The 19,141-nt window shown below is 57.5% G+C and carries 22 protein-coding genes, 1 tRNA gene and 1 riboswitch; of the genes, 14 read left to right on the top strand and 9 right to left on the bottom strand.

Annotated features, from left to right (window positions below; all coding sequences use genetic code 11):
• Positions 1–2: 2 nt before the first annotated feature.
• The 4 genes from HMPREF2981_RS02300 (at position 3) to HMPREF2981_RS02285 (ending at position 3,687) form a co-directional block, all read left to right on the top strand.
• Positions 3–650 carry a nucleoside/nucleotide kinase family protein gene (locus HMPREF2981_RS02300; RefSeq protein ID WP_083313839.1) on the top strand — a complete coding sequence of 216 codons (648 nt, stop codon included), beginning with the start codon at positions 3–5 and terminating at the stop codon, positions 648–650.
• A gap of 263 nt (positions 651–913) precedes the next feature.
• Positions 914–2,185, top strand: coding sequence for a multidrug effflux MFS transporter (locus tag HMPREF2981_RS02295; RefSeq protein WP_083313838.1), 1,272 nt, complete (start codon positions 914–916; stop codon positions 2,183–2,185).
• Positions 2,186–2,344: 159 nt separating this feature from the next.
• Positions 2,345–2,770 (top strand): hypothetical protein, encoded by a 426-nt coding sequence (locus HMPREF2981_RS02290; protein ID WP_037232510.1) that lies wholly within the window; start codon positions 2,345–2,347, stop codon positions 2,768–2,770.
• A 17-nt stretch (positions 2,771–2,787) separates the two neighbouring features.
• A complete protein-coding gene (locus tag HMPREF2981_RS02285) occupies positions 2,788–3,687 on the top strand; it encodes an aminodeoxychorismate lyase (protein WP_070660494.1) in 900 nt (299 codons plus the stop codon).
• 91 nt (positions 3,688–3,778) lie between these two features.
• Here the strand turns inward: HMPREF2981_RS02285 and HMPREF2981_RS02280 are convergent, their stop codons facing one another.
• The 3 genes from HMPREF2981_RS02280 to HMPREF2981_RS02270 form a co-directional block, all read right to left on the bottom strand.
• On the bottom strand, positions 3,779–4,579 hold the full coding sequence (locus HMPREF2981_RS02280) for an energy-coupling factor transporter transmembrane component T family protein (protein ID WP_070660491.1): 801 nt from the start codon (positions 4,577–4,579) through the stop codon (positions 3,779–3,781).
• 3 nt (positions 4,580–4,582) lie between these two features.
• The gene (locus HMPREF2981_RS02275) at positions 4,583–6,241 is read right to left on the bottom strand and encodes an ABC transporter ATP-binding protein (protein WP_070660710.1); all 1,659 of its coding nucleotides are present in this window, start codon (positions 6,239–6,241) and stop codon (positions 4,583–4,585) included.
• Positions 6,242–6,331: 90 nt separating this feature from the next.
• Positions 6,332–6,931, bottom strand: a complete 600-nt coding sequence (locus HMPREF2981_RS02270; RefSeq protein WP_135008460.1) for an ECF transporter S component — start codon at positions 6,929–6,931, stop codon at positions 6,332–6,334.
• Positions 6,932–6,988: 57 nt separating this feature from the next.
• Positions 6,989–7,091: riboswitch (TPP riboswitch) on the bottom strand.
• A 299-nt stretch (positions 7,092–7,390) separates the two neighbouring features.
• Between HMPREF2981_RS02270 and HMPREF2981_RS02265 the strand changes: the two genes are divergently transcribed.
• On the top strand, positions 7,391–7,624 hold the full coding sequence (locus HMPREF2981_RS02265; RefSeq protein WP_070617838.1) for a DUF4235 domain-containing protein: 234 nt from the start codon (positions 7,391–7,393) through the stop codon (positions 7,622–7,624).
• A 94-nt stretch (positions 7,625–7,718) separates the two neighbouring features.
• Here the strand turns inward: HMPREF2981_RS02265 and HMPREF2981_RS11175 are convergent, their stop codons facing one another.
• Entirely contained in the window at positions 7,719–7,844 is a 126-nt protein-coding gene (locus tag HMPREF2981_RS11175) for a hypothetical protein (protein ID WP_256370512.1), read from the bottom strand.
• Positions 7,845–7,849: 5 nt separating this feature from the next.
• Between HMPREF2981_RS11175 and HMPREF2981_RS02260 the strand changes: the two genes are divergently transcribed.
• Complete coding sequence (locus tag HMPREF2981_RS02260) at positions 7,850–9,244, top strand: MFS transporter (RefSeq protein ID WP_070617841.1); 1,395 nt, start codon at positions 7,850–7,852, stop codon at positions 9,242–9,244.
• Positions 9,245–9,348: 104 nt separating this feature from the next.
• Here HMPREF2981_RS02260 and HMPREF2981_RS02255 read toward each other — a convergent pair whose 3' ends face one another.
• Positions 9,349–10,578, bottom strand: coding sequence for a hypothetical protein (locus HMPREF2981_RS02255; RefSeq protein WP_246825223.1), 1,230 nt, complete (start codon positions 10,576–10,578; stop codon positions 9,349–9,351).
• 33 nt (positions 10,579–10,611) lie between these two features.
• Entirely contained in the window at positions 10,612–11,208 is a 597-nt protein-coding gene (dcd, locus tag HMPREF2981_RS02250; protein WP_004005998.1) for a dCTP deaminase, read from the bottom strand.
• Positions 11,209–11,349: 141 nt separating this feature from the next.
• On the opposite strand from dcd, the gene HMPREF2981_RS02245 reads away from it, so the two are divergent.
• The 7 genes from HMPREF2981_RS02245 (at position 11,350) to HMPREF2981_RS02215 (ending at position 16,402) form a co-directional block, all read left to right on the top strand.
• Positions 11,350–11,423: transfer RNA gene (locus tag HMPREF2981_RS02245), tRNA-Gly, on the top strand.
• A gap of 531 nt (positions 11,424–11,954) precedes the next feature.
• The gene (locus HMPREF2981_RS02240) at positions 11,955–12,569 is read left to right on the top strand and encodes a thiamine phosphate synthase (RefSeq protein WP_070660485.1); all 615 of its coding nucleotides are present in this window, start codon (positions 11,955–11,957) and stop codon (positions 12,567–12,569) included.
• A gap of 2 nt (positions 12,570–12,571) precedes the next feature.
• Positions 12,572–13,627 carry a glycine oxidase ThiO gene (gene thiO, locus HMPREF2981_RS02235; RefSeq protein ID WP_070660482.1) on the top strand — a complete coding sequence of 352 codons (1,056 nt, stop codon included), beginning with the start codon at positions 12,572–12,574 and terminating at the stop codon, positions 13,625–13,627.
• Positions 13,628–13,686: 59 nt separating this feature from the next.
• The gene (thiS, locus tag HMPREF2981_RS02230) at positions 13,687–13,884 is read left to right on the top strand and encodes a sulfur carrier protein ThiS (RefSeq protein WP_006888800.1); all 198 of its coding nucleotides are present in this window, start codon (positions 13,687–13,689) and stop codon (positions 13,882–13,884) included.
• A gap of 5 nt (positions 13,885–13,889) precedes the next feature.
• Entirely contained in the window at positions 13,890–14,645 is a 756-nt protein-coding gene (locus HMPREF2981_RS02225; RefSeq protein WP_070660707.1) for a thiazole synthase, read from the top strand.
• Entirely contained in the window at positions 14,636–15,691 is a 1,056-nt protein-coding gene (locus HMPREF2981_RS02220; protein ID WP_070660479.1) for a ThiF family adenylyltransferase, read from the top strand. The genes HMPREF2981_RS02225 and HMPREF2981_RS02220 overlap by 10 nt, the downstream gene beginning before the upstream one ends.
• A gap of 222 nt (positions 15,692–15,913) precedes the next feature.
• Entirely contained in the window at positions 15,914–16,402 is a 489-nt protein-coding gene (locus HMPREF2981_RS02215; RefSeq protein ID WP_070660476.1) for a chemotaxis protein CheA, read from the top strand.
• Between the two features lie 141 nt (positions 16,403–16,543).
• On the opposite strand, the gene HMPREF2981_RS02210 is transcribed toward HMPREF2981_RS02215, so the two are convergent.
• From HMPREF2981_RS02210 to HMPREF2981_RS02200, 3 genes are all read right to left on the bottom strand, one after another.
• Positions 16,544–16,813 carry a type II toxin-antitoxin system RelE family toxin gene (locus HMPREF2981_RS02210; protein ID WP_070536322.1) on the bottom strand — a complete coding sequence of 90 codons (270 nt, stop codon included), beginning with the start codon at positions 16,811–16,813 and terminating at the stop codon, positions 16,544–16,546.
• Entirely contained in the window at positions 16,810–17,055 is a 246-nt protein-coding gene (locus tag HMPREF2981_RS02205) for a type II toxin-antitoxin system RelB family antitoxin (protein WP_070536324.1), read from the bottom strand. The genes HMPREF2981_RS02210 and HMPREF2981_RS02205 overlap by 4 nt, the downstream gene beginning before the upstream one ends.
• 115 nt (positions 17,056–17,170) lie before the next feature.
• Positions 17,171–18,190: a zinc-dependent alcohol dehydrogenase gene (locus tag HMPREF2981_RS02200; protein ID WP_246825222.1), complete on the bottom strand. Its 1,020-nt coding sequence runs from the start codon at positions 18,188–18,190 to the stop codon at positions 17,171–17,173.
• 320 nt (positions 18,191–18,510) lie between these two features.
• On the opposite strand from HMPREF2981_RS02200, the gene HMPREF2981_RS02195 reads away from it, so the two are divergent.
• On the top strand, positions 18,511–19,029 hold the full coding sequence (locus HMPREF2981_RS02195; RefSeq protein ID WP_070660473.1) for a chemotaxis protein CheA: 519 nt from the start codon (positions 18,511–18,513) through the stop codon (positions 19,027–19,029).
• Positions 19,030–19,141: the final 112 nt, after the last annotated feature.

Below are 19,141 nucleotides of genomic sequence, written 5' to 3'. Positions count from 1 at the left end.
GCATGGGCGTGTGGAGCATAGGTTTCGGCAACGGCTACGAAACCAACGACGTTGAGGAAATTTTCGAGTTCTGCCTAGAGATGTACCACGAACTCACCCTGCCGCCCACCGACGAAGACGGAATGCCGCTCGATACCAACGCCCGCAACAACGCCGCATTACCGATGATCATCGGTATCGACGGGCGCAGCGGAAGCGGCAAAACAAGGCTCTCCGAGCTCCTAGAGCAGTCCTTATCCGCCGAAGGAATCGGTGTGCGCGTGCTCAACCTTGACTCCATCTACCCCGGCTGGGATGGGCTAGCGGAAGGAACCAAAACCTGGCGAAAAATCTCGCGGAACCTACGCAAAGGTAAGCCCGCCAGCTACCGAGAATGGGATTGGCACGCGGATGCGCCCGGCCACGAACACACGATCGACCCCGCCCAGGAGACCGTTATCATCTGTGAGGGCGTGGGGGCGATTACCGGTACCTGCGATGTGCGCATCCTAGTGAAGGCGCCCGATGAGCTGCGGTACAGGCGGGCAATAGCCCGCGACGGTGAAACCTACCGCCCGCATTGGGAGCGCTGGGCGGCGCAGGAAGAAGCCCTCTTCGCTGCATACTCCGCCACGTATGCGCAGGCGGACATCATCTACCGCACGGTGTAGCCCTCTGCCCTGCTGTTTGCTGTGCCCGTGCTTACCCTCCCCCGATATAAAGAACCTTGTTCGTGAATGAAGAGTTATAAATCCCGCTTTATTCACGATCAAGGCTCTTTTTAGGCATCCGTTTTAGGCACCCCATCCGGCAGCGGTAGAGGAAAAACCCACTTATGCCGGATGCGCGCATCCGCTAGACTAGAAAAGTTGCGTTTCCAGCCGGGTATATTCGGCGCCGTTACGCGTTCATAAACCTAGAAAGCACTCTACCCGTGTCTTCGTCACAGACTACCTCTCAGCAGGGTCATGAGCACCCTGATCACGTTAAAGTTTCCTTCGGTATTCCTGCCCCCGTTATCGTCACCCTTGCCGCGCTGACCGCTATCGCTCCGCTGGGTATCGACATGTACCTGGCCTCGCTGCCTACGGTTGCCCGCGAGCTCAACACCACCGATGCCGCCGCATCTATGACTCTCAGCGCCTTCATGATAGGCATGGCGCTCGGGCAGCTTATGATCGGCCCGCTCTCCGATAAAACCGGCCGCCGCAAACCGCTTCTGATCGGTTCCGTAGTCTGCTTTATTGCGACCGCGCTGTGCGGATTCTCGCCCAGCATTGAGGTCTTCATTGCGGCGCGTTTCCTCATGGGCTTCAGCGGTGCTATTGGCGCAGTACTTGCCCGCTCGATCGTTGCAGATACCACCAAGGGGTTGGCAACCGCCAAGCTCATGGGCGTCATGATGATGATTAACGGGTTTGCCCCCGTGCTGGCGCCGCTCTTCGGCGGGTGGGTGCTGTCGTGGGGCACGTGGCGCAATATTTTCCATGTGCTCACCGTAGTGACCGCGCTGCTCATGCTCGCCGTGATTTTCATTCTGCGCGAGACTCTTCCCGCTGAAAAACGGTACAAAGGCACCGCGCTGAGTGTCTACTCCGAGATTCCGAAAGTGTTCAAAATCCGCCGTTACATGGGCTTTTCCCTCACCATGTGCTTTGCCTTCGGCGCAATGTTCTCGTATATTTCGGGTTCCACCTTCGTGCTCCAGAACATTTTGGGTCTCAATGCCGGGCAGTTTACTCTCGCCTTCGGGGTGAACTCCCTGGGCATTGTGGCGATGAGCTCGCTGGCAACCGCGCTGGTTGGCCGTATTGGTCAGCGCGTGATCGTCAATATCGGCGTGATTTCTCTCCTGACGCTCTCAAGTCTGCTGACTATCTCATTCGCGCTGGGTATTTCGCTGTGGCCCACCCTGATTCTGCTGTTCTGCCTCACCTGCTCGGTGGGTCTGATTTTCGGTAACTCCTCGGCACTGGCGCTGAACGAGGCACGCCATATGGCGGGCAGCGCATCCGCCGTGATGGGCACGATTCAGGCGCTTCTGGGCGGACTTGCCGCGCCCCTAGTTTCGCTGGGCGGAGAGGGTTCCTATATGCCGATGGCGTTCTCAATTCTGGGCTTCGCGCTGATGACCGCACTCGTGCTCTTCACAACCCCGCGTAAGGATGCCGACTATGCGGCAGACGGTGGCGAAGGCGGGCGCTAGAGCTTCGCATCGAGCATGTTAATACGTTGATACCCAAGAAGCGGGTTTTTGCCGAAAAGATGAAAAATATCATCGTTTTCGAGAAGAAACCCGCTTCTCCTCGTAATCGCTCTAGCTGCTGGTATTCTGATAAATCCTAAGATTTTAAGGAGACTGATCGTGAGCCCCGACGAAAACCTCACAAGTGCAGAGATCATCAAACGATTCAACCACTTCTACGACTGCTGGCTGGATTCGATCACCGTAACCTATGCAAAGGGAACAGCTGTTCGTCTGCGATTCTGCGCGGTGGACCGGACCCATGTAGACGGCGGCTGGGAGAAGGCCGCTACCGACGACGTCTGGCGGCACGTCACCGTAACCCTGGAAGATATTTCGGACTACCGGGTGCAAGGCCCGTTCATCAGCATATGCAGCGGAGTTCATGTTCTCGAACGGGACGGCAAAATCGGGCTCGACATCGAGGGGGACAACGACAACCCCGAAACCTTCGAGGACATCGCCGAGGCGGACATATACTTTATCGCCGAAAACGCCACTTGGGAGCTGGGCCCGCTCGGCGTGCACTGCTGTGAGGGCACGTGAGCCACTACACTGGAAACATGACTAGTTCCGTGATGCTCCTAAATTCAGAGAACCCGCAAGGCGTTTCCGTAGACCCCACCCAGCCGCTTATCGGCGTGGAAGACCAAGGGTTTACCCGTGGCGACGGCGTTTTTGAGACCATGCTCGCCGTCGATCGGCGAGTGCGAAAACTTGATATGCACCTCGCCCGACTCGAATCTTCGGCGCGTATGCTCGACCTGCCCGAACCCGACCTGCACCAGCTTCGGGACGCGCTGGCAAACCTTCTCGCCCAGGCCGTGCCCGGCGCCCACACGGAAATCGGCGAAGAGCATATTGTCAAAATCATTATCTCGCGCGGGCTGCCACGTGCCTCTGTGGGAATGCCCGCCGGGCCATACACCCTGCTGATCGCATCCCCGGTACCCGAAACTACCGTGAATCAGCGTCAGAACGGCGTGAAAGCCATGCTACTGCCGCGCGGGCACGACCCCGCCGACAACACCGCATACCCGTGGCTGTTGGCGGGCGCGAAAACACTGTCATATGCGGTTAATATGGCGGTTTTGCGGTATGTGCACAGCCGGGGTGCGGATGATGCGATTTTTATGACCGACAACCGCCGCATTCTGGAGGGGGCAACCTCGTCGGTGCTGATGGCGCGTATCGAAAACGGTGTAAAGACGCTGTACACCCCCGAACCGAACCACGGAATCCTACCCGGTACCACGCAGGGCGCTATTTTTGAGGCGGCGCGGCGCGACGGCTGGGAACTGGGCTACGGCCCGCTGTACCCGCAGGATCTTTTCGAGTCAGATGGGGTATGGCTCGCCTCCTCGGTGCGTCTGCTCGCCCCGGTCACGCATCTGAACGGTACGGCGTTAGCGCACGATGCGCAGCTCACGCACCGGTTCTTGGAATACCTGGCACAGGGCTAAGGTGCAGGGTTAGCGGCGCAAGGCTGATACTTGCGCCGCGCCTTTACCCCGGTTTTCAGGCCCGGAGTACCTAGCGGCAGCTTCGGTGCGGCTACTGCCACAAGAAACGCAGAGTTCCTAGTCCCAGCGAAACCCCGTAGGCGCACGCCACGATCACGGCGGCGGCAACCGCAACATACGCATCACGCCGGGAATAGGCGGGCACGCGCGCCCAGGAACGTTTGCCGGTACCGAAACCACGCGCCTCCATTGTGACCGCAAGGCGCGAACCGCGGCGAATTGCCTGTACCATGAGCGCGAAGGCCTGCCCGGCACCGGTTTTGATGCGCCCGAGCGGGCCCTGACCCGCACCCAGCCCACGTGCACGCCGTGCCTGCCCCAGCGTATTCCACTCCCCAAATAGGATGCCGACAAGGCGTAACGCCGCCAACGCGGCAAGCACGAAACGGGCGGGCAGGCGGAAAGTTTGGGCAAGCGAATCACCCAGGTCGGTTGGGTCTGTTGAGAGCACAAATGCGAAGGTCGGCAGAATCATCGCCAGGGAACGAATCATCATCGAAAACGCCGCCGCGAGCGACCCTTCCGTGATGGTGTTCAGCCCAAAGTCGAGCAGTACGGCACCGGTTTTATTAACAAGGATCGCCACACTCCAGCCGGTGCTCAGCACCGCGATCAGGATAGGCCAGCTGCGCGCCAGCAGGTTCACAGGCCGAAACCCGACCGCAATAAACCCCAGCAGTTCCAGTCCAAAGATGATACCCGCGGTTATCGGGTCTTGAATGAGGATTGCCGCAAGAACCAGCACGCCCGCAACCACTAATTTGACGCCCGCGTTAAGCCCGCCAAACCAGCTGTTGCGTTCGGCACTCGGCCCGAAAAAATCGGTATTCATGCGCTACTTCCCTTCCTGAAGGCCCCGGTCTGCGGGCTCATGCGGCAGGCTTTCAAGCGTGATACTCCGCCCACCCAAAGCCGCCGTAAATTCGAGGTCGTGAGTCACCGAGATCACCGCAACCCCCTCAGCAAGAAGCCCACGAATCAGGCGCACCAGTTCGCCCCAGGTGCTCGCATCCTGCCCGAAAGTCGGTTCGTCAAGAATCAGCACACGCGGCGCCGTCGCCAAAGCGGATGCAACCGACAGCCGGCGTTTTTGCCCGCCCGAAAGCGTGAACGGGTTGGCGTCTAAGAGCCCGTCTAAACGCAAGCGTTCGGCGAGGGATGCGGTGGCGGCGGCGAGCGCATCCTCATCAATTTTTTCGCGGCGCAGGGCGGCGAGGCGGCGCGGCCCGAGTTCGAGTTCTTCGCGCACACTGCCGCGCACGAATTGGTATTCGGGTTCTTGGAAAACGTAGCCGATGCGCCCCAGCAGCTCGGCGGGGGTCCAGGAGGGAATATCCCAGCTGGCGGCTTTTTTCTCGCGGGTGAGGGAGCTTTCTGCCATTGGGTTTTGGTCGAACTCGCGCAGTGCCTCGTGCGCGTGCAGGGTTCCATTGGGGGCGTAGAGGAGCCCGGCGAGAGTGAGTGCGAGGGTTGATTTTCCGGCGCCGTTGGGGCCGAGGATGCTCAGGTGCTCGCCTTCTCGAATGCTCAGGTTAATGCCCCCGCGCAGGGCGGGAATATCCAGGGGCACGGGTGCGGGTTCCGGCATAGTTTTGAGCTGCCGTCGGCGTGCCCGTAACTGTTTTTTGCTCGGAAATTCCCGCGTAATCACAAGGTTTTCGGCGCTCAGGAGTATGCGCCCACTCGGTGCCGCAGCAGCGGCGGGTTCGGGAACATACCCGGGTACCCACACACCGTTAGCGATGAGGGTTTCGCGGGCTTGGGCGAGCACAGTTTCGGGTGCGCCGTCGTGGGTGATACCTCCGTCGGCACCAAGCACGATAACGCGGTCCATATGCTGCGCCCACACGCCCACCCGGTGTTCGACGACGATCAGGGTGGCGCCGGTTGCCGTGACCGCCTGCACCACGGCATCACGCACCTGTTGAACGCCCTCGGGGTCGAGGTTCGCGGTGGGTTCGTCCAGCAGAATGGCGCGCGGGTGCATCGCCAGGATCCCGGCGAGCCCCAGGCGTTGTTTCTGCCCGCCCGAAAGCGCATTCGTGGGATGCTCATGCGGCAGGTAGTCGAGCCCGACGGCGGCGAGCGCATCATCAACGCGCGCCCAGATTTCTTCGCATGCGACCGCAAGGTTTTCGGGGCCGAAGGCTACGTCATCGCCCACGCGGGCGAGCACGACCGATGATTCTGGGTCTTGCTGCATGAGCCCGATGAGTCCGCGTGCGTCTTCGGGGTCTACGCCGTCGATGCGCGCGCTACCGCTTTGGCTCTGCCCGTCGTGATCGTGCAGCACCCCGGCGATAGCGTGCAGGAGCGTTGATTTTCCTGCGCCGGAGGGCCCCAGCAGCAGTACTTTCTGCCCGGGTTCGATGCGCAGGTTCACGTTCGAGAACGCGGGTTTTTCGCGCCCGGGGTGGTGCCAACCGAAGTTGTGAAGGTCGATTGCGGCACCGCGGGCGGGCGCATCGGGGGCGGTAGTGTGGGGTTCGGTCATAGTTGCACCCTGGGTTGCAGGTGGTTCAGGATGTTCCGTGTTTGAGGGTTTGAGCGTTGAGATAGGCTGTGACATACGCCTGCCTGTCTATTATCCGCGTGCGGTACGTGCCTGCACGCCGGAGGCCAGTGAGGCGAGTACCCCGGTTTTAGCGAGTGCTTTCGTGAGTCCCCAGGAGAGTACCCCGGCGAGTACAATTCCTGAGACGACCGCACATACCACGTAGATGACGGCTTTGAAGATTTCCATGTCTGGGTAGTAGATGATGATTTCGTTGACGCCCATGAAGAGCCCGCTCAGTGCGCCCGCGAAGGCTGCTGTGCTGAGGTTCCAGACGCGGTACCCGAACACGGCGAAGGCGATTTCCGCGCCAATTCCCTGGAAGAATCCGGCGATGAGGATTGATTGGCTCCAGGCGCCTCCGGTGAGGAATACGGAGATGACGGCGGCGACGATTTCGCAGTAGAGCGCGGCGCCGGGTTTGCGGATAAGGTACCCGCCGAGTACACCGGCGAGCAGCCACATACCGGCGACGATGGGTCGGTATTCGGGAACCGCCGCGAAGAGCGTTTTAGTGGCGGGGTCTACGGCAATATCCCAGATCCAGAAGATTACCGCGCAGGCGGCGGCGATCACAGAGACGATAACGATTTCATTGACCCGCCAGCTGAGGCGAGATTTTTGAGACATATTTTCCTCCCATGATTGGAAGGGGAACATCCACACCCGTTGCGGGTGGGGTGTTGAGAAAAACATATTTCGACTCCCTACGCCGGTACTAACCGGATCAGGTTCGAGGGTCTGCGTTGCACTCTCAGCGCCCGTCTGCGGCGCTCCCCTGTCGTGTTGCTTCGAGAATTCGAAGCTTATAAACGTTTACATTCTATGCCGTGTGAGTCGTTTTCTGTGAGTTCGTTGAGTTTTTGAATCGGTTTATGACAAGAACGTGCGGCAGGTCGGTAATATGATTCCTTGATTTGCCGCTGGTATACACCTTTCAGGCCCGCAATACTGTGCTTTTTCTCACATTCTAGAGTTTTTACCCTAATTTTTCGTGTATGCGCGCGTTAAAACAGGTCATATTCTCTGCATCTAAGTCGCAAAGCCGATAGGCTAGGGATAGTCACTTCTGATTTTTGAGGAGAATATATGAACCCCATAGCAAGGATTGCTATCACCGGTGCCAATATGGCCGCCGCCGCCTTGGCAAGCAAGGGTCTTGGTGCAGCGTGGAAGCGTGTGACCGGTAACGAACCTCCTACCACCGACCCCGAGTCCGAAGACACTCTGCGCCATGTTATTGTGTGGAGCGTCGTGACTTCCGTGGTAGGTGCCCTGGTAAGCGTCGGTATTACCCGCGCACAGCGCCGTTTCTTCTCGTAATTTCACGGTGTATTTGGATGGATGCGCCGCCCCCGCAGCCTTCAGGCTGTAGCGGTGTGCGCATCTTTTCCAATGTGCTGAATAGTCTGCCTGCTCAGAAGAGAATAAGGCGCTTGGCACGCTGGGAGGCGATGCCTACGGCAATGTCGCCGGGGGTAAGCTGCGAAACCAGCACCAGATTGAGGGCGCCTAGCTGCGTCTTACACGAAAGTGAACACATCCGTTATGACCTCACACGTTCCCGATCACAGTAACAGCCGCCGTTCGGTCACGTCCTGGGTGCTGTGGGATGTTGGTTCATCAAGTTTTGGCACTATCATGATGACCTTCATCTTCACGGTCTACCTCACGAGCTCCTATTTCGGGTCTACCGAAAGTGCTTCTGCGGCTCTCTCTTTAGGATTGACTGTCTCCGGGGTCTGCATTGCGTTTTTTGCTCCGGTCAGCGGCCAGCGCGCCGACAAATCCGGTACAGGTATCTTCTGGTTGGGTGTGAACACGCTCAGCATGGTGCTTCTTTCCGCCCTGTGTTTTTTCGTGGAACCTAACCCTGGGCACCTGTGGTTAGGCGTGATCCTGATTTCTGCGGCGAATATCTTCAGCGAATTTGCCGCCGTGAACTATAACGCCGTGCTGCCGCGAGTTTCAACCCCGAATAATATTGGTAAAATCTCTGGAATCGGCTGGTCGGCGGGTTATGTGGGCGGCCTGGTGGCTCTGCTTATCGTGTTGTGGGGATTTATTTTTGAGCCTAACGGGCTGCACCTGAGCACCGATAACGCTTTCAATATTCGTGCGGTAACGTTGTTTTCCGCCCTGTGGTGCCTGGTCTTCTGCGCCCCCATCCTGATTCGGATGCGCCGACGCAAACACGTGTTGCCAGAGGTGCTGCCCACCCGCGAGCTCAGGTTCCTAGAGCGCGGTCTCTCGCGTCTTTCCCCAGCGCGGCAGGGAGGACTATTCGCCTCCTATAAGGAACTGTGGCGCACCATTGTCAGACTTCGTAAAACTGCCCCTCAGACTCTCTATTTCCTGTGTGCCAGTGCTATCTTCCGCGATGGTTTAGCCGGTATCTTCACCTTCGGCGGCGTGCTGGCGGCCGGTTCTTTCGGGTTCAGTACTTCGGATGTCATTATTTTTGGTGTTGCCGCCAATGGTGTTGCCGCCGTAGGCGCGGTGCTGGGCGGGTATCTGGATGACTATCTGGGGCCCAAAAAGATCATTATTGTCTCGCTGGTAGGCATTCTGATTGCAGCCGTGCCCCTGCTCTTGTTCCCCTACCCTATGACCTTCTGGATTTGTGCGCTCATTCTCGCCCTTTTCGTGGGACCCGCGCAGTCCTCCTCGCGTACCTTCTTGGCGCGTATCGCCGATCCCGGTACGGAAGGTGAGCTCTTCGGTCTGTATTCGACAACAGGTCGCGCAACTAGCTTCTTGTCCCCCTTGCTCTTCGGCCTGTTCGTCACGATTTTTAATGCTCAGGTGTGGGGTATTCTCGGCATTATGGTCGTGGTGCTGGCGGGCCTGCTGCTGGCCCTGCCGTTAGAATCGCCACAAGCGCTTCACCTGCGCAAGGCACGCCGCGCCGAAAAGAAAGTTTCCAAGGCGGCGCAACGGTAGCTCTTTACCCGTTTCCCCTAAACTCGTGCGCCCCTCAACCTACGAGTCTTAAACCCGCGAGCAGATAGCGGATTGCTATCTGTTCGCGTATTTATTGGGTTTGTTTAGTTCGAGTCTTCTTCGGTATACAGCGGGTCGTCTACGGTGCGCATCGTGAGTATGCCGCTTTCAGACAGCTGCTCAACAACCTGGCGATGCGCATCCTCGGGCAGCCCCTCAAACAGCTCGCGCATAGCCTCGTAGTGCTCCCGAACCGTCAGCTCGTGAGCGGCGTTAATCCAGCACTCTGCCGCGAATGCGGAAAGCTCATCCAGTGAATCTCCGTGATGCAGCAGGAATCTTTCTCCATCCACCAGGTACCCGGTGGTACCAAACATGCGCTGAAGAACCCGCGTGCCGTTAGGGTATACGTTCGGCAAGCGGTCGGGTGTTTCAAAGGTCTCGTACTCGTCCACTCTCTCGGAGTTCGGGAGCACAGCATTCTCGGCGAGAAGTTCACGCACGAGCGGCTCAATATCTTCAACCTCGGAATACACCAGCCGCCATACGCCGCCGCACTGCTCAAACAGGCGAATAATCGAGAGCACACCCTCGGGGTTGAGCGCCACGCCGGAGGTCTGCTCGGCAATCGACATGAGCGCATCCCCCAGGCTCACACGCTCAAGATAGGGTTTCGTGGGCTCATCGGTGCGCCCCACCATGACGACGCGAGCGGCTGTATAGCTCGTATCCTCACAGTCCGCCGCGTTCAGACCCAGATCCACAGGGTTGCGCTGTTCCTTCGGCTCGTCGTCAGAAACAACCAGCGACAGCGGCTTCGGGTAGGGGTAAATCTCGCGGTCGGCGCCCACGATCGTGGTTTCGTCCGTAAGATAGGTGAACTTCTTCCCCAGATACTGCGCGGCAGTCGTCTTCCCCCGCCCCGAAGCACCCACCAGCACCAGCGCGCGCTTCGTAGCGGGGTCGCCAATGGCGGCGGCATGCAGCATGGTGCGCTTACCCGCCAACTGCTGAATCATAGCAACCGTCAGGTTAGACGTCAGAGTCTCCAACGCCTGCTTCTCGTTCTGAATATTAAGAATCTGCAGAATCCCGAACGGGTTCACCAGGTCGGGGTGCTCGTCAAACAGATTCACACTCCCGTCCGTGAGCACAATAGCGTGCGCCACGGACTGGGTTGCCTCAAGGGCATCATGCACACTATCGAAGAGGCGCGGGGCTAGGCTCCCCCAGGTCTGTACGATCTGCTCGCGCAGCGCATCTGGAACACCGGGGCCAAAAATAACCTTCAGATCGGCACCGGCAGGGCTTAAAGCCATTGTCTTGAACGACAAGGTATCTCCTTGAAAAAATCATGCGGACGGCGACTAGTCGCCAGATTTCTCAACGGGGATCTCTGTACGGTGAAAGTTCAGGTAGCTGCGCGATGCGGTCGGCCCGCGCTGCCCCTGGTAGCGGTTTCCGTATGCGCCGGAACCATACGGATGCTCAGTCTCGCTTGTGAGCCGGAAGAAACACAGCTGACCGACCTTAGACCCGGGCCACAGCATGACCGGCAGGGTCGCCATATTAGACAGTTCCAGGGTCACGTGCCCTGAAAATCCGGGGTCAATGAACCCTGCGGTTGAGTGGGTCAAAAGCCCCAAACGCCCGAGTGAAGACTTACCTTCCAGGCGAGCCGCCACATCCGCAGGCAGGGTCACCTGTTCGTAGGTGGAACCGAGCACAAACTCGCCAGGATGCAGAATAAAAGGCTCGTCGGGGGCAACTTCCACCAGACGAGTCAGTTCCTCCTGCTCCTGCGACGGGTCAATATGCGGGTACTTATGGTTGTCAAACAGACGGAAAAAGCGGTCGATGCGCACATCGACGCTCGCCGGCTGAATCATCGAATCATCAAACGGCTCAAGTACGATACGGCCGTCAGCAATTTCTCGTCGAATATCGCGGTCTGAAATAAGCACACTCTAAGGATACCGACTCCAGACTCCATACTTCACCATTGCTCAAAAAGAACAGCCGACAAATCAAAAATAAAAATCTGCGGCAAAGTGTGCGAACCGAGGCAGCACACGCTACACTAGGTTAAGTCCGATCACGGATGCGCGGCTGTAGCTCAATGGTAGAGCGCACGCTTCCCAAGCCTGATACGCGGGTTCGATTCCCGTCAGCCGCTCCACTTGTGTCTCCAGCCTAACGGCTGGAGACCTCTTTTTAAGGCTTCCGGGGGAATCGCTTCCAGGCGCGGATTTGGTACCTCGCTCGCTCGGAATCCGCACCCTCCAGCCCGTCAGCCGCTCACATAAACCCCTAGCTCCTGTTAGGGGTTTTCGTGTGCCCAATTTTAGACGGGAATCACTTCCAGGCACGGATTTGGTACCTCGCTCACTCGGAATCCGCACTTCCAGCCCGTCAGCCGCTCTCAAAAGTTCTGGTATTTGCCAGGGCTTTTTTATTTTCCTCAGCTAGCCCCACGAGCAGGTGGTTTTTGGCCGAGCAGGTAGTATTTTCCTACCTTTTCGGTCAAAAACTACCTGCTCGCGGATTCAGGCAGCATGTCAAAGCAATAAAAACGCCGCCAAGAACCACGATAAAGGTTGTGTGCTAGCCTGAGTGGGAAACATCTGCGTGTGCCGCATCGTCGCAAAATCACCGCAACACCCGCATGAGCACGCAGGAAACACTACTTTCACAGTCGAATCGTGATCCCATGACACCCAACAGCACCGCCGGAACCGCCACACCTATAGACCTTTCGCTGTATCTGGTCACCGGCAAAAACCCCGTCGAAACGGTGCAGCGGGCACGGCATGCCACCTGCATACAGGTGCGCTCCAAACCCATCAGCGCCCGCGACCTGTACGCCCTTGCCGAAGAGATTGCGCGCATCGCACTCCCCCACCAGAAGATACTGATCGATGACCGGGTGGATGTTGCCCTTGCCCTGCGCGCTCGCGGGGTACGCATCGACGGGGTACATATAGGTCAAGACGATCTGCCCATCGCCGATGCCCGCCGTCTGCTGGGTGAGCACGCCATTATTGGTCTCACGACCGGCACTCGCGAGCTTGTTGAGCGCGCCAACACCGTTGCGCACCTGATCGACTACATTGGTGCCGGACCGTTCCGCCCCTCCCCGACCAAAGCCTCAAACCGCCCGCCGCTGGGTATTGAAGGGCTACGTGAACTTGCCGAGCTCTCGGAGGTTCCAGTGGTCGCCATCGGCGATATTTGGCCGCAAGACTGCCCGAGCATCCGCGAAACAGGGGTTGCCGGGGTTGCAATGGCACGCGCCTTCGTGGAAAACCCGGAATTGCAGGCATAATCATGGCAGAAGTTATTACCGTGGTGGGCGGCGGAATTATCGGACTGACCACCGCCTTTGAACTCACCGAACGCGGCCAGCGGGTGTGCGTCTATGACCCAGCCCCCGGCGAGCGCGGCACGGGTGCCAGCTATTTTGCGGGTGGGATGCTCGCGCCTATTGCCGAGGTGCAGTTTCAGCAGGATGCGCTTTTCCCGCTTATGGTTTCCAGTGCGGATGCGTACCCTTCGCTTATGCGCAGGCTCGCCGCGGTGACGGATGCGCCCACCGGCTACGATACGACCGGCACGTTGGTGGTGGCGGGTGACCGTGCGGATGCGGCGCATCTGCGCGATGTTTCTGAGTATTACCGTTCGATCAATCGCAGTGCCGAGGCGATTCCCGTGAGCCGGGCGCGCGCCCTGGAACCTGCACTTGCCCCGGATTTGGCGGGTGCGGCGTTGATTGAGGGCGATCATCAGGTGGCACCTCGGCTGTTTTTGCAGGCTCTCGTGAAGGCGTTGAGGGCGCGCGGGGTCGAGTTTGTGCGTGAGCGTGTGACTGACCCGGATTTTGGGGATATTGTGTGCACCGGTTTGGGCGCGGCGGGGAAGTATCCGCTGCGCCCGGTTTACGGCGATATTCTGCGTTTGCAGGCGCCGCATCCGCTGGTGGAGCATGTAGTACGCGGGTTCGTGAACGGGCGGCCCGTTTATGTGATTCCACGGCCTGGCGGTGAGGTGTGTATCGGTGCGACAAGCCGCGAGGACACGCGCACACGCCCCGGTGTGGACGGCGTGTATCAGCTGCTCAAAGATGCGATTCGGGTGGTTCCTGCGGTGGAGGAATGCGAGCTCATTGAGGCGAATGTGGGGGTGCGACCCGGAACCCCGGATGATCTGCCGATCTTTGGCTATCGCATAACGGCGACCGGGCGGCGGCAGCTGATCTCAAACGGGTATTTTCGGCACGGAATTTTACTGGCGGCACTCGCTGGGAAAGCCGGTGCGGAGGTGTTTTTGGGCGAGGATATTCCGCCGGAGTTCGCGCCCTGCTCACCGAAGAGGTTTGAGCACTGATACGCGATTTTGCTACAACATACCGCCAGTTTGTGCACTAACAACGAGAGGAATAGTCCATGAAAATAACCTATAACGGCGAACTATTAGACATTTCTACCCCGAATCTTGAGGCGCTGATTCTTCAGCAGGCGGGCACCGATCAGGGAGTCGCTGTCGCACTCGATGGTGCTGTGGTGCCGCGTTCACGGTGGGCGAGTACCGAAGTGCCCGAGGGCGCTAGGGTCGATGCGCTGACCGCAGTTCAGGGCGGGTAGTGACCATGATTATTGCTGAGAAAGAGTTCTCATCCCGGCTCATTATGGGTTCCGGGGGCGCCACCAGCATGGACCTGCTCGAAAAAGCTTTGGTCGCATCCGGCACCGAGATGACCACGGTCGCGATGCGCAGGCACGCCTCAGGTACCCCCATTTTTCCGCTTCTGACCAGGCTAAATATTGCGCCTCTACCTAATACGGCGGGGTGCCGTACCGCACGCGACACCGTTATCACTGCTAGGCTCGCACGCGAAGCCCTGGGCACGAACTGGGTTAAGGTTGAGGTGATTAGCGATGAAGATACTCTGCTGCCGGATGTGTGCGAGACCGTGACCGCCTGCGAAACGCTGGTGGCGGAAGGGTTCACGGTCATGGCGTACACCTCTGATGACCCGGTGATCGCCAAGCGTTTAGAGGATGTGGGAGTCGCGGCGGTCATGCCGCTCGGCTCACCCATCGGCACGGGGCTGGGCATTTTGAACCCGCACAATATTGAGTTGATTTGCTCCCGCGCCACGGTTCCGGTGCTGCTGGATGCGGGGGTTGGCACCGCCTCGGACGCCGCACTTGCTATGGAACTCGGCTGCTCGGGCGTGCTGCTGGCCTCGGCGGTCAACCGTGCGCAGGATCCGGTGGCGATGGCGCGAGCTATGAAAGCCGCCGTTGAGGCAGGCTATCTGGCGCGAGGCGCGGGCAGGATTCCTCAGCGCGAGCACGCGAAGGCTTCCTCCCCGGCGGAAGGTCTGGTGTCATGGATGTGACCTCGTATGATCGCCCTTCGGTGCCTGAGGCACCGCAGATTCTAGCGCCAAAGGACCCCGCGCAGGCGCAGGCTCTCGAAGCTGAGCGCGTATTGCGGCAGGATCGTCTGCCCGGTTTCGACCAACAGGCGGTCGCCAATGCGCATGTGCTCGTTATCGGTGCGGGCGGTCTGGGGTGCCCGGTGGTGCAGGCGCTCGCCGCCGCCGGGGTCGGGTCGATTGCGCTCGTCGATCACGATGTGATTGAGCTGTCGAATCTGCAGCGCCAGCCGTTGTTCGGGATCGCCGATTGCGGCCGGGCGAAGGCTGAGGTTGCCGCGCATCGTGCCCGCGAGATCGCCCCGGCGCTGAGGGTGAGGGTGTATCGAAGGTACCTGGAGGCATCCTGGATTCTTGACCTGCTCGCCGATGAGAACCCTGCGGTGATCGTCGATTGTACCGATACCTTTGCGACTAAATATTTGATTGCCGATGCCGCCGAGATAACCGGTATTCCGCTGGTGTGGGGGTCGGTGCTGCGGTATCAGGGCAGCGTGAGCGTCTTCCGCTCAGGGTCGGCACATCTGCGTGATCTGTTCCCTACAACTCCGGAAACCTTGGAATCCTGCGCCGAGGCCGGGGTGCTGGGCGCTACCACGGCGGTTATCGGATCGCTCATGGCGACGGAAACACTCAAGTTCCTGGCGGGGCTGCCGACGTTTGAGGGGCGGCTGCTCACCTACGAGGCATTGAGCGGCACCTTCCAGAATTTTGCGCTCTCCCCCGATCCTGAGCGGGTGCCCGTGACGGATTTGAGCGCCTACAAACTGCCGAAGATTCTGCTGGATGTGCGCGAGCAGAGCGAACGCGAAACCCAGGTGAAGTACCCGGATTCCCTGCGCCTTCCGCTGTCTGTAGCTACAGAGGATGCGGTGCGCGCCATGCTGAAGCCGCTCGTTGGGGAATGCGTGGGTGTGTTTTGTAAGTCCGGTGCACGCGCAGCCAAGTTTATAAAAGATTGGGATGCAGTTGCAGGAGAATACAATATAACGCTGATTGGAATTTAGTGTTTATATTTTCTTTTGCTAAAAATACTTTTCAAAGCAAATAATCAGTAATCCTAATTTATTTACCATCAAAAAACTTTTAAGTATATAACAATATTGAATAAATTATATATAGCTTTCATGCATGCTTTAGTGGAATAAAACTATGGCTGCAATCCTCCGATCATTAATTTTAGGGTGGAAATGCAGGAATTATCCGCAGTGCAAACGAAAGGATGCATTATGTCACTCGAAAACACCAATCTTTCTCGCCGTAACCTTCTGCGCGCCGGTGCGCTGGGCGTCCCTGCCGCAGGCGTACTCGCTTTCGGCTCCACCCTGGTCACTGCAACCTCCGCAAACGCCATCTCCGCCGACGGCTGGTGGGGCTCCGAAACCTCAGCCGGGTTCCAGCGCTTCATGAACACAGTTATGGGTGCAAACCTCGTTGTCGATGGGGTTATCAGTGGTCAGGATGCAGCTATGCAGACCTGGTGCCCTGGAATCGTCGGTGGTTGGGAATGGTTTCCCTACTACCAGGCCACGGGTTCACCCACTATAACCTACATGCATAAATGGCTGGGCAACAAGGCTACAGAAGACGGCAAGTTTTCTCCGACTGACATTGCTTCGCTTCAGAAGCACTACGGTGTCTCCGTAGATGGCTCGCTCGACGGTCCCTCCCAAACCATCATGGCCCTGCAGAACGAAATTAACCAGTACGTCGGCTAACGCTCTACCGTTGCGCATCCTGCCTTTTAGGCTAGATTAAAATAAAAAGCTCTTTGCGTGATAAAGCGAGATTTTTTCGTGGTCTTATCACACAAAGAGCTTTTTGTAATCAGAGAACAAGAACAAAATGATAACCCTAAGCTACTTTCTGTAGACTGTCGAGCGATGCGCGATCTCTAATGCTAGAATCACTAGCTGACCACGGTCAAAATCAAGAATCACACGATAGTCTCCCGCACGATAGCGCCATAAACCAGATAGGTCACCAGTGAGTGGTTTACAGTGCACCTGCGGGCGCTCAGATTTCTCCAATTTTTCTAGCTCGATAATAATACGTTGGGCAATAGGTCTATCAAGCTTTCTAATCTGTTTCCTAGCACGGGCAGAAAACTCTACAGCCCAAGTGCTCATAGCCCTAGTTCTTTCTTAACGCTATCCAGAGAATAGGACTTAGCACGGCCAGCACGAATATCTTCTGCCTCGCTTTTGAGCAAATATGCATATTCGAGATCGTCCAGATGCTCCTCCAAAATGGCGTTGATATAGAAAGATACCGGACGGTTCGTCTGCTGGGACAAGTTGTCTAAACGTTTCTTAATACCGGGATTAGGCCTGAAAGTTACAGGCCTCCTGGCTTGGGGGTGTACACTCATACTTTTAATGTATGCGAGCGCTTACACGTATGCAACCCAACGCACGATGACGGTACCTCAGGAATAAAAGACCCAGAAGACCACGAAACGGGCTAGCGACTACTGTCTAAAACAATCAGTCGATACTCAACATCACCTTGGGGCGTTCCCGCTCCCCTGTTTCCAATCGCTCGAAGGCAGCTTGTGCATCGTCGAGGCTGTAGCTGTGGTCGATGAGCGTACCCAGCTCATCCCGGTGCTCCCGCACGAACTGCGCAGCAGCCGCATAGTGGTCGATGCCGTGACGGACGCCCACCAGGCACTGCCCCCGCAGGGCAAGCTCCGAGGCATCAAGATCGGTCTGCGCAGGTGGGAAGCCAATCAGCACCGCCGCGCCCCCGTTCCTCAACAGGGACGGCACAGCCTGTAGCGCCGTACCGGAGCCGGAACACTCCCACACGGCATCCCAGTCTCCGGCGGGGAGCGCATCTGTACTCTTATAGGTCATAATTCCAAGCTCGGCAAGGTGCACGGGCTGCGAGGGGTCAACCACCGCAACCTCAATGGGGTACTGCTTCAGCACCAGCGCCGCGAGGGTACCGATCGTGCCGCCGCCAAGCACGAGTACCCTATCGCCGGGTTCTGGGATGGCTTTCGCCAGACCTTCTAGAACCGTCACGAGGGGCTCGATCAGAATATATTCGGGATGCGGCTCTGCACCCGAACCGTCGTCAATAACGATCAGCACGTGCGCTGGCATTACAAGCTTTTGTGCCGCAGCCCCACCATGCTCATAGAGACCAACTTCGCGCAGGTTTGTGCAGAGGTTACGCCGCCCACGCTGGCAGAAATCGCAGGTCAGGCAGGGAATCATGGTGCTTCCGGTGACCACGGCACCGGTTTTTAATCGACTGTCGTGAGCAGTCTGCGGCAGGGTCTCAATCACACCCACCCACTCATGTCCGTAATGGTGCGGATACTCGGTCAGACCGCGCCGCAGATAGTTTGAGGTGCCGTCGTACAGCTCAAGATCGGTCCCGCAGATGCCCACATAGGCAACTCGAATGAGAGCCTCATCGGGTTGTTGGGTCTGAGCATCTTCGATCTCGCGCGCTTCGACGCTTCGGATTCCGGTGATTAAACTGGCTTTCATCATTATCTCTCCTTGCGTTCCAGTGCGGTCTCTTTAGAGTATCGATCCGCTACAGACGAGTTCAAGGACTATAACATCAACAGGTCATAATATTTTATTTTTCGTACATCATTCATTAAATAAACGTATTCCACTATCATTTAAAATGCTTAAAAATTTTATTCGTATATAATAATATTTCGCTCATGAATATACCCAGAAAAAATTTAAAAAGTTTTTATTTAACTTTATAGAAGAATAAATTTAGGATTGCTATTTGTCGATGAATCCTTTTACAGTGAAAATGCAGGATCAATCTGCATCACCGATGAAAGGATATTTTTATGTCCCTCGAAAGCACTAACCTTTCCCGCCGCAAGCTGCTCAAGGCAGGTGCCATAGGCGTTCCCGCCGCAGGCCTTGCAGCCTTCGGCTCCACCCTGGTTACCGCAACCTCCGCAAACGCCATCTCCGCCGACGGCTGGTGGGGCGAAGAAACCAGCGCAGGACTGCAGCGATTCTTGAACGCTGTCGTTCCGGGAAATACAGACTGGGCATCAGCTGGAGAACTGAACACAGGTCTCGTCGTTGATGGCGTGATTAGCTCCCAAAGCTCATTAATAGCTCCCCAATGCCCCGGAATTGTCGGTGGTTGGGAGTGGGTACCCTCAGGGCAGGCAACAGGTTCTCCCACCATTAGGTGGATGAATTTGTGGTTAGGGTTAGTTCCCCCACAAACTTCACTCGTTTCAAATACTATCAGGGTTCTGCAAAGCCACTATGGCATCTCTCAGGATGGCCGTCTCGACGGACCCTCCCAGACCATCATGGCTCTCCAGAACGAAATCAACCAGTACGTCTAAAATCTTACGAATTTTAACATTCGCACAGTTTAGATAGTACATTTATGCGTAAGGATTTTTTGTTATGACGAATGAGCTCACTAACCTTTCCCGCCGCAAGCTGCTCAAGGCA

This window comes from Rothia sp. HMSC069C01 (assembly GCF_001814655.1).
Taxonomy (GTDB): Bacteria; Actinomycetota; Actinomycetes; order Actinomycetales; family Micrococcaceae; genus Rothia; species Rothia dentocariosa.
This window is presented reverse-complemented; position numbering and strand designations above follow the sequence as displayed.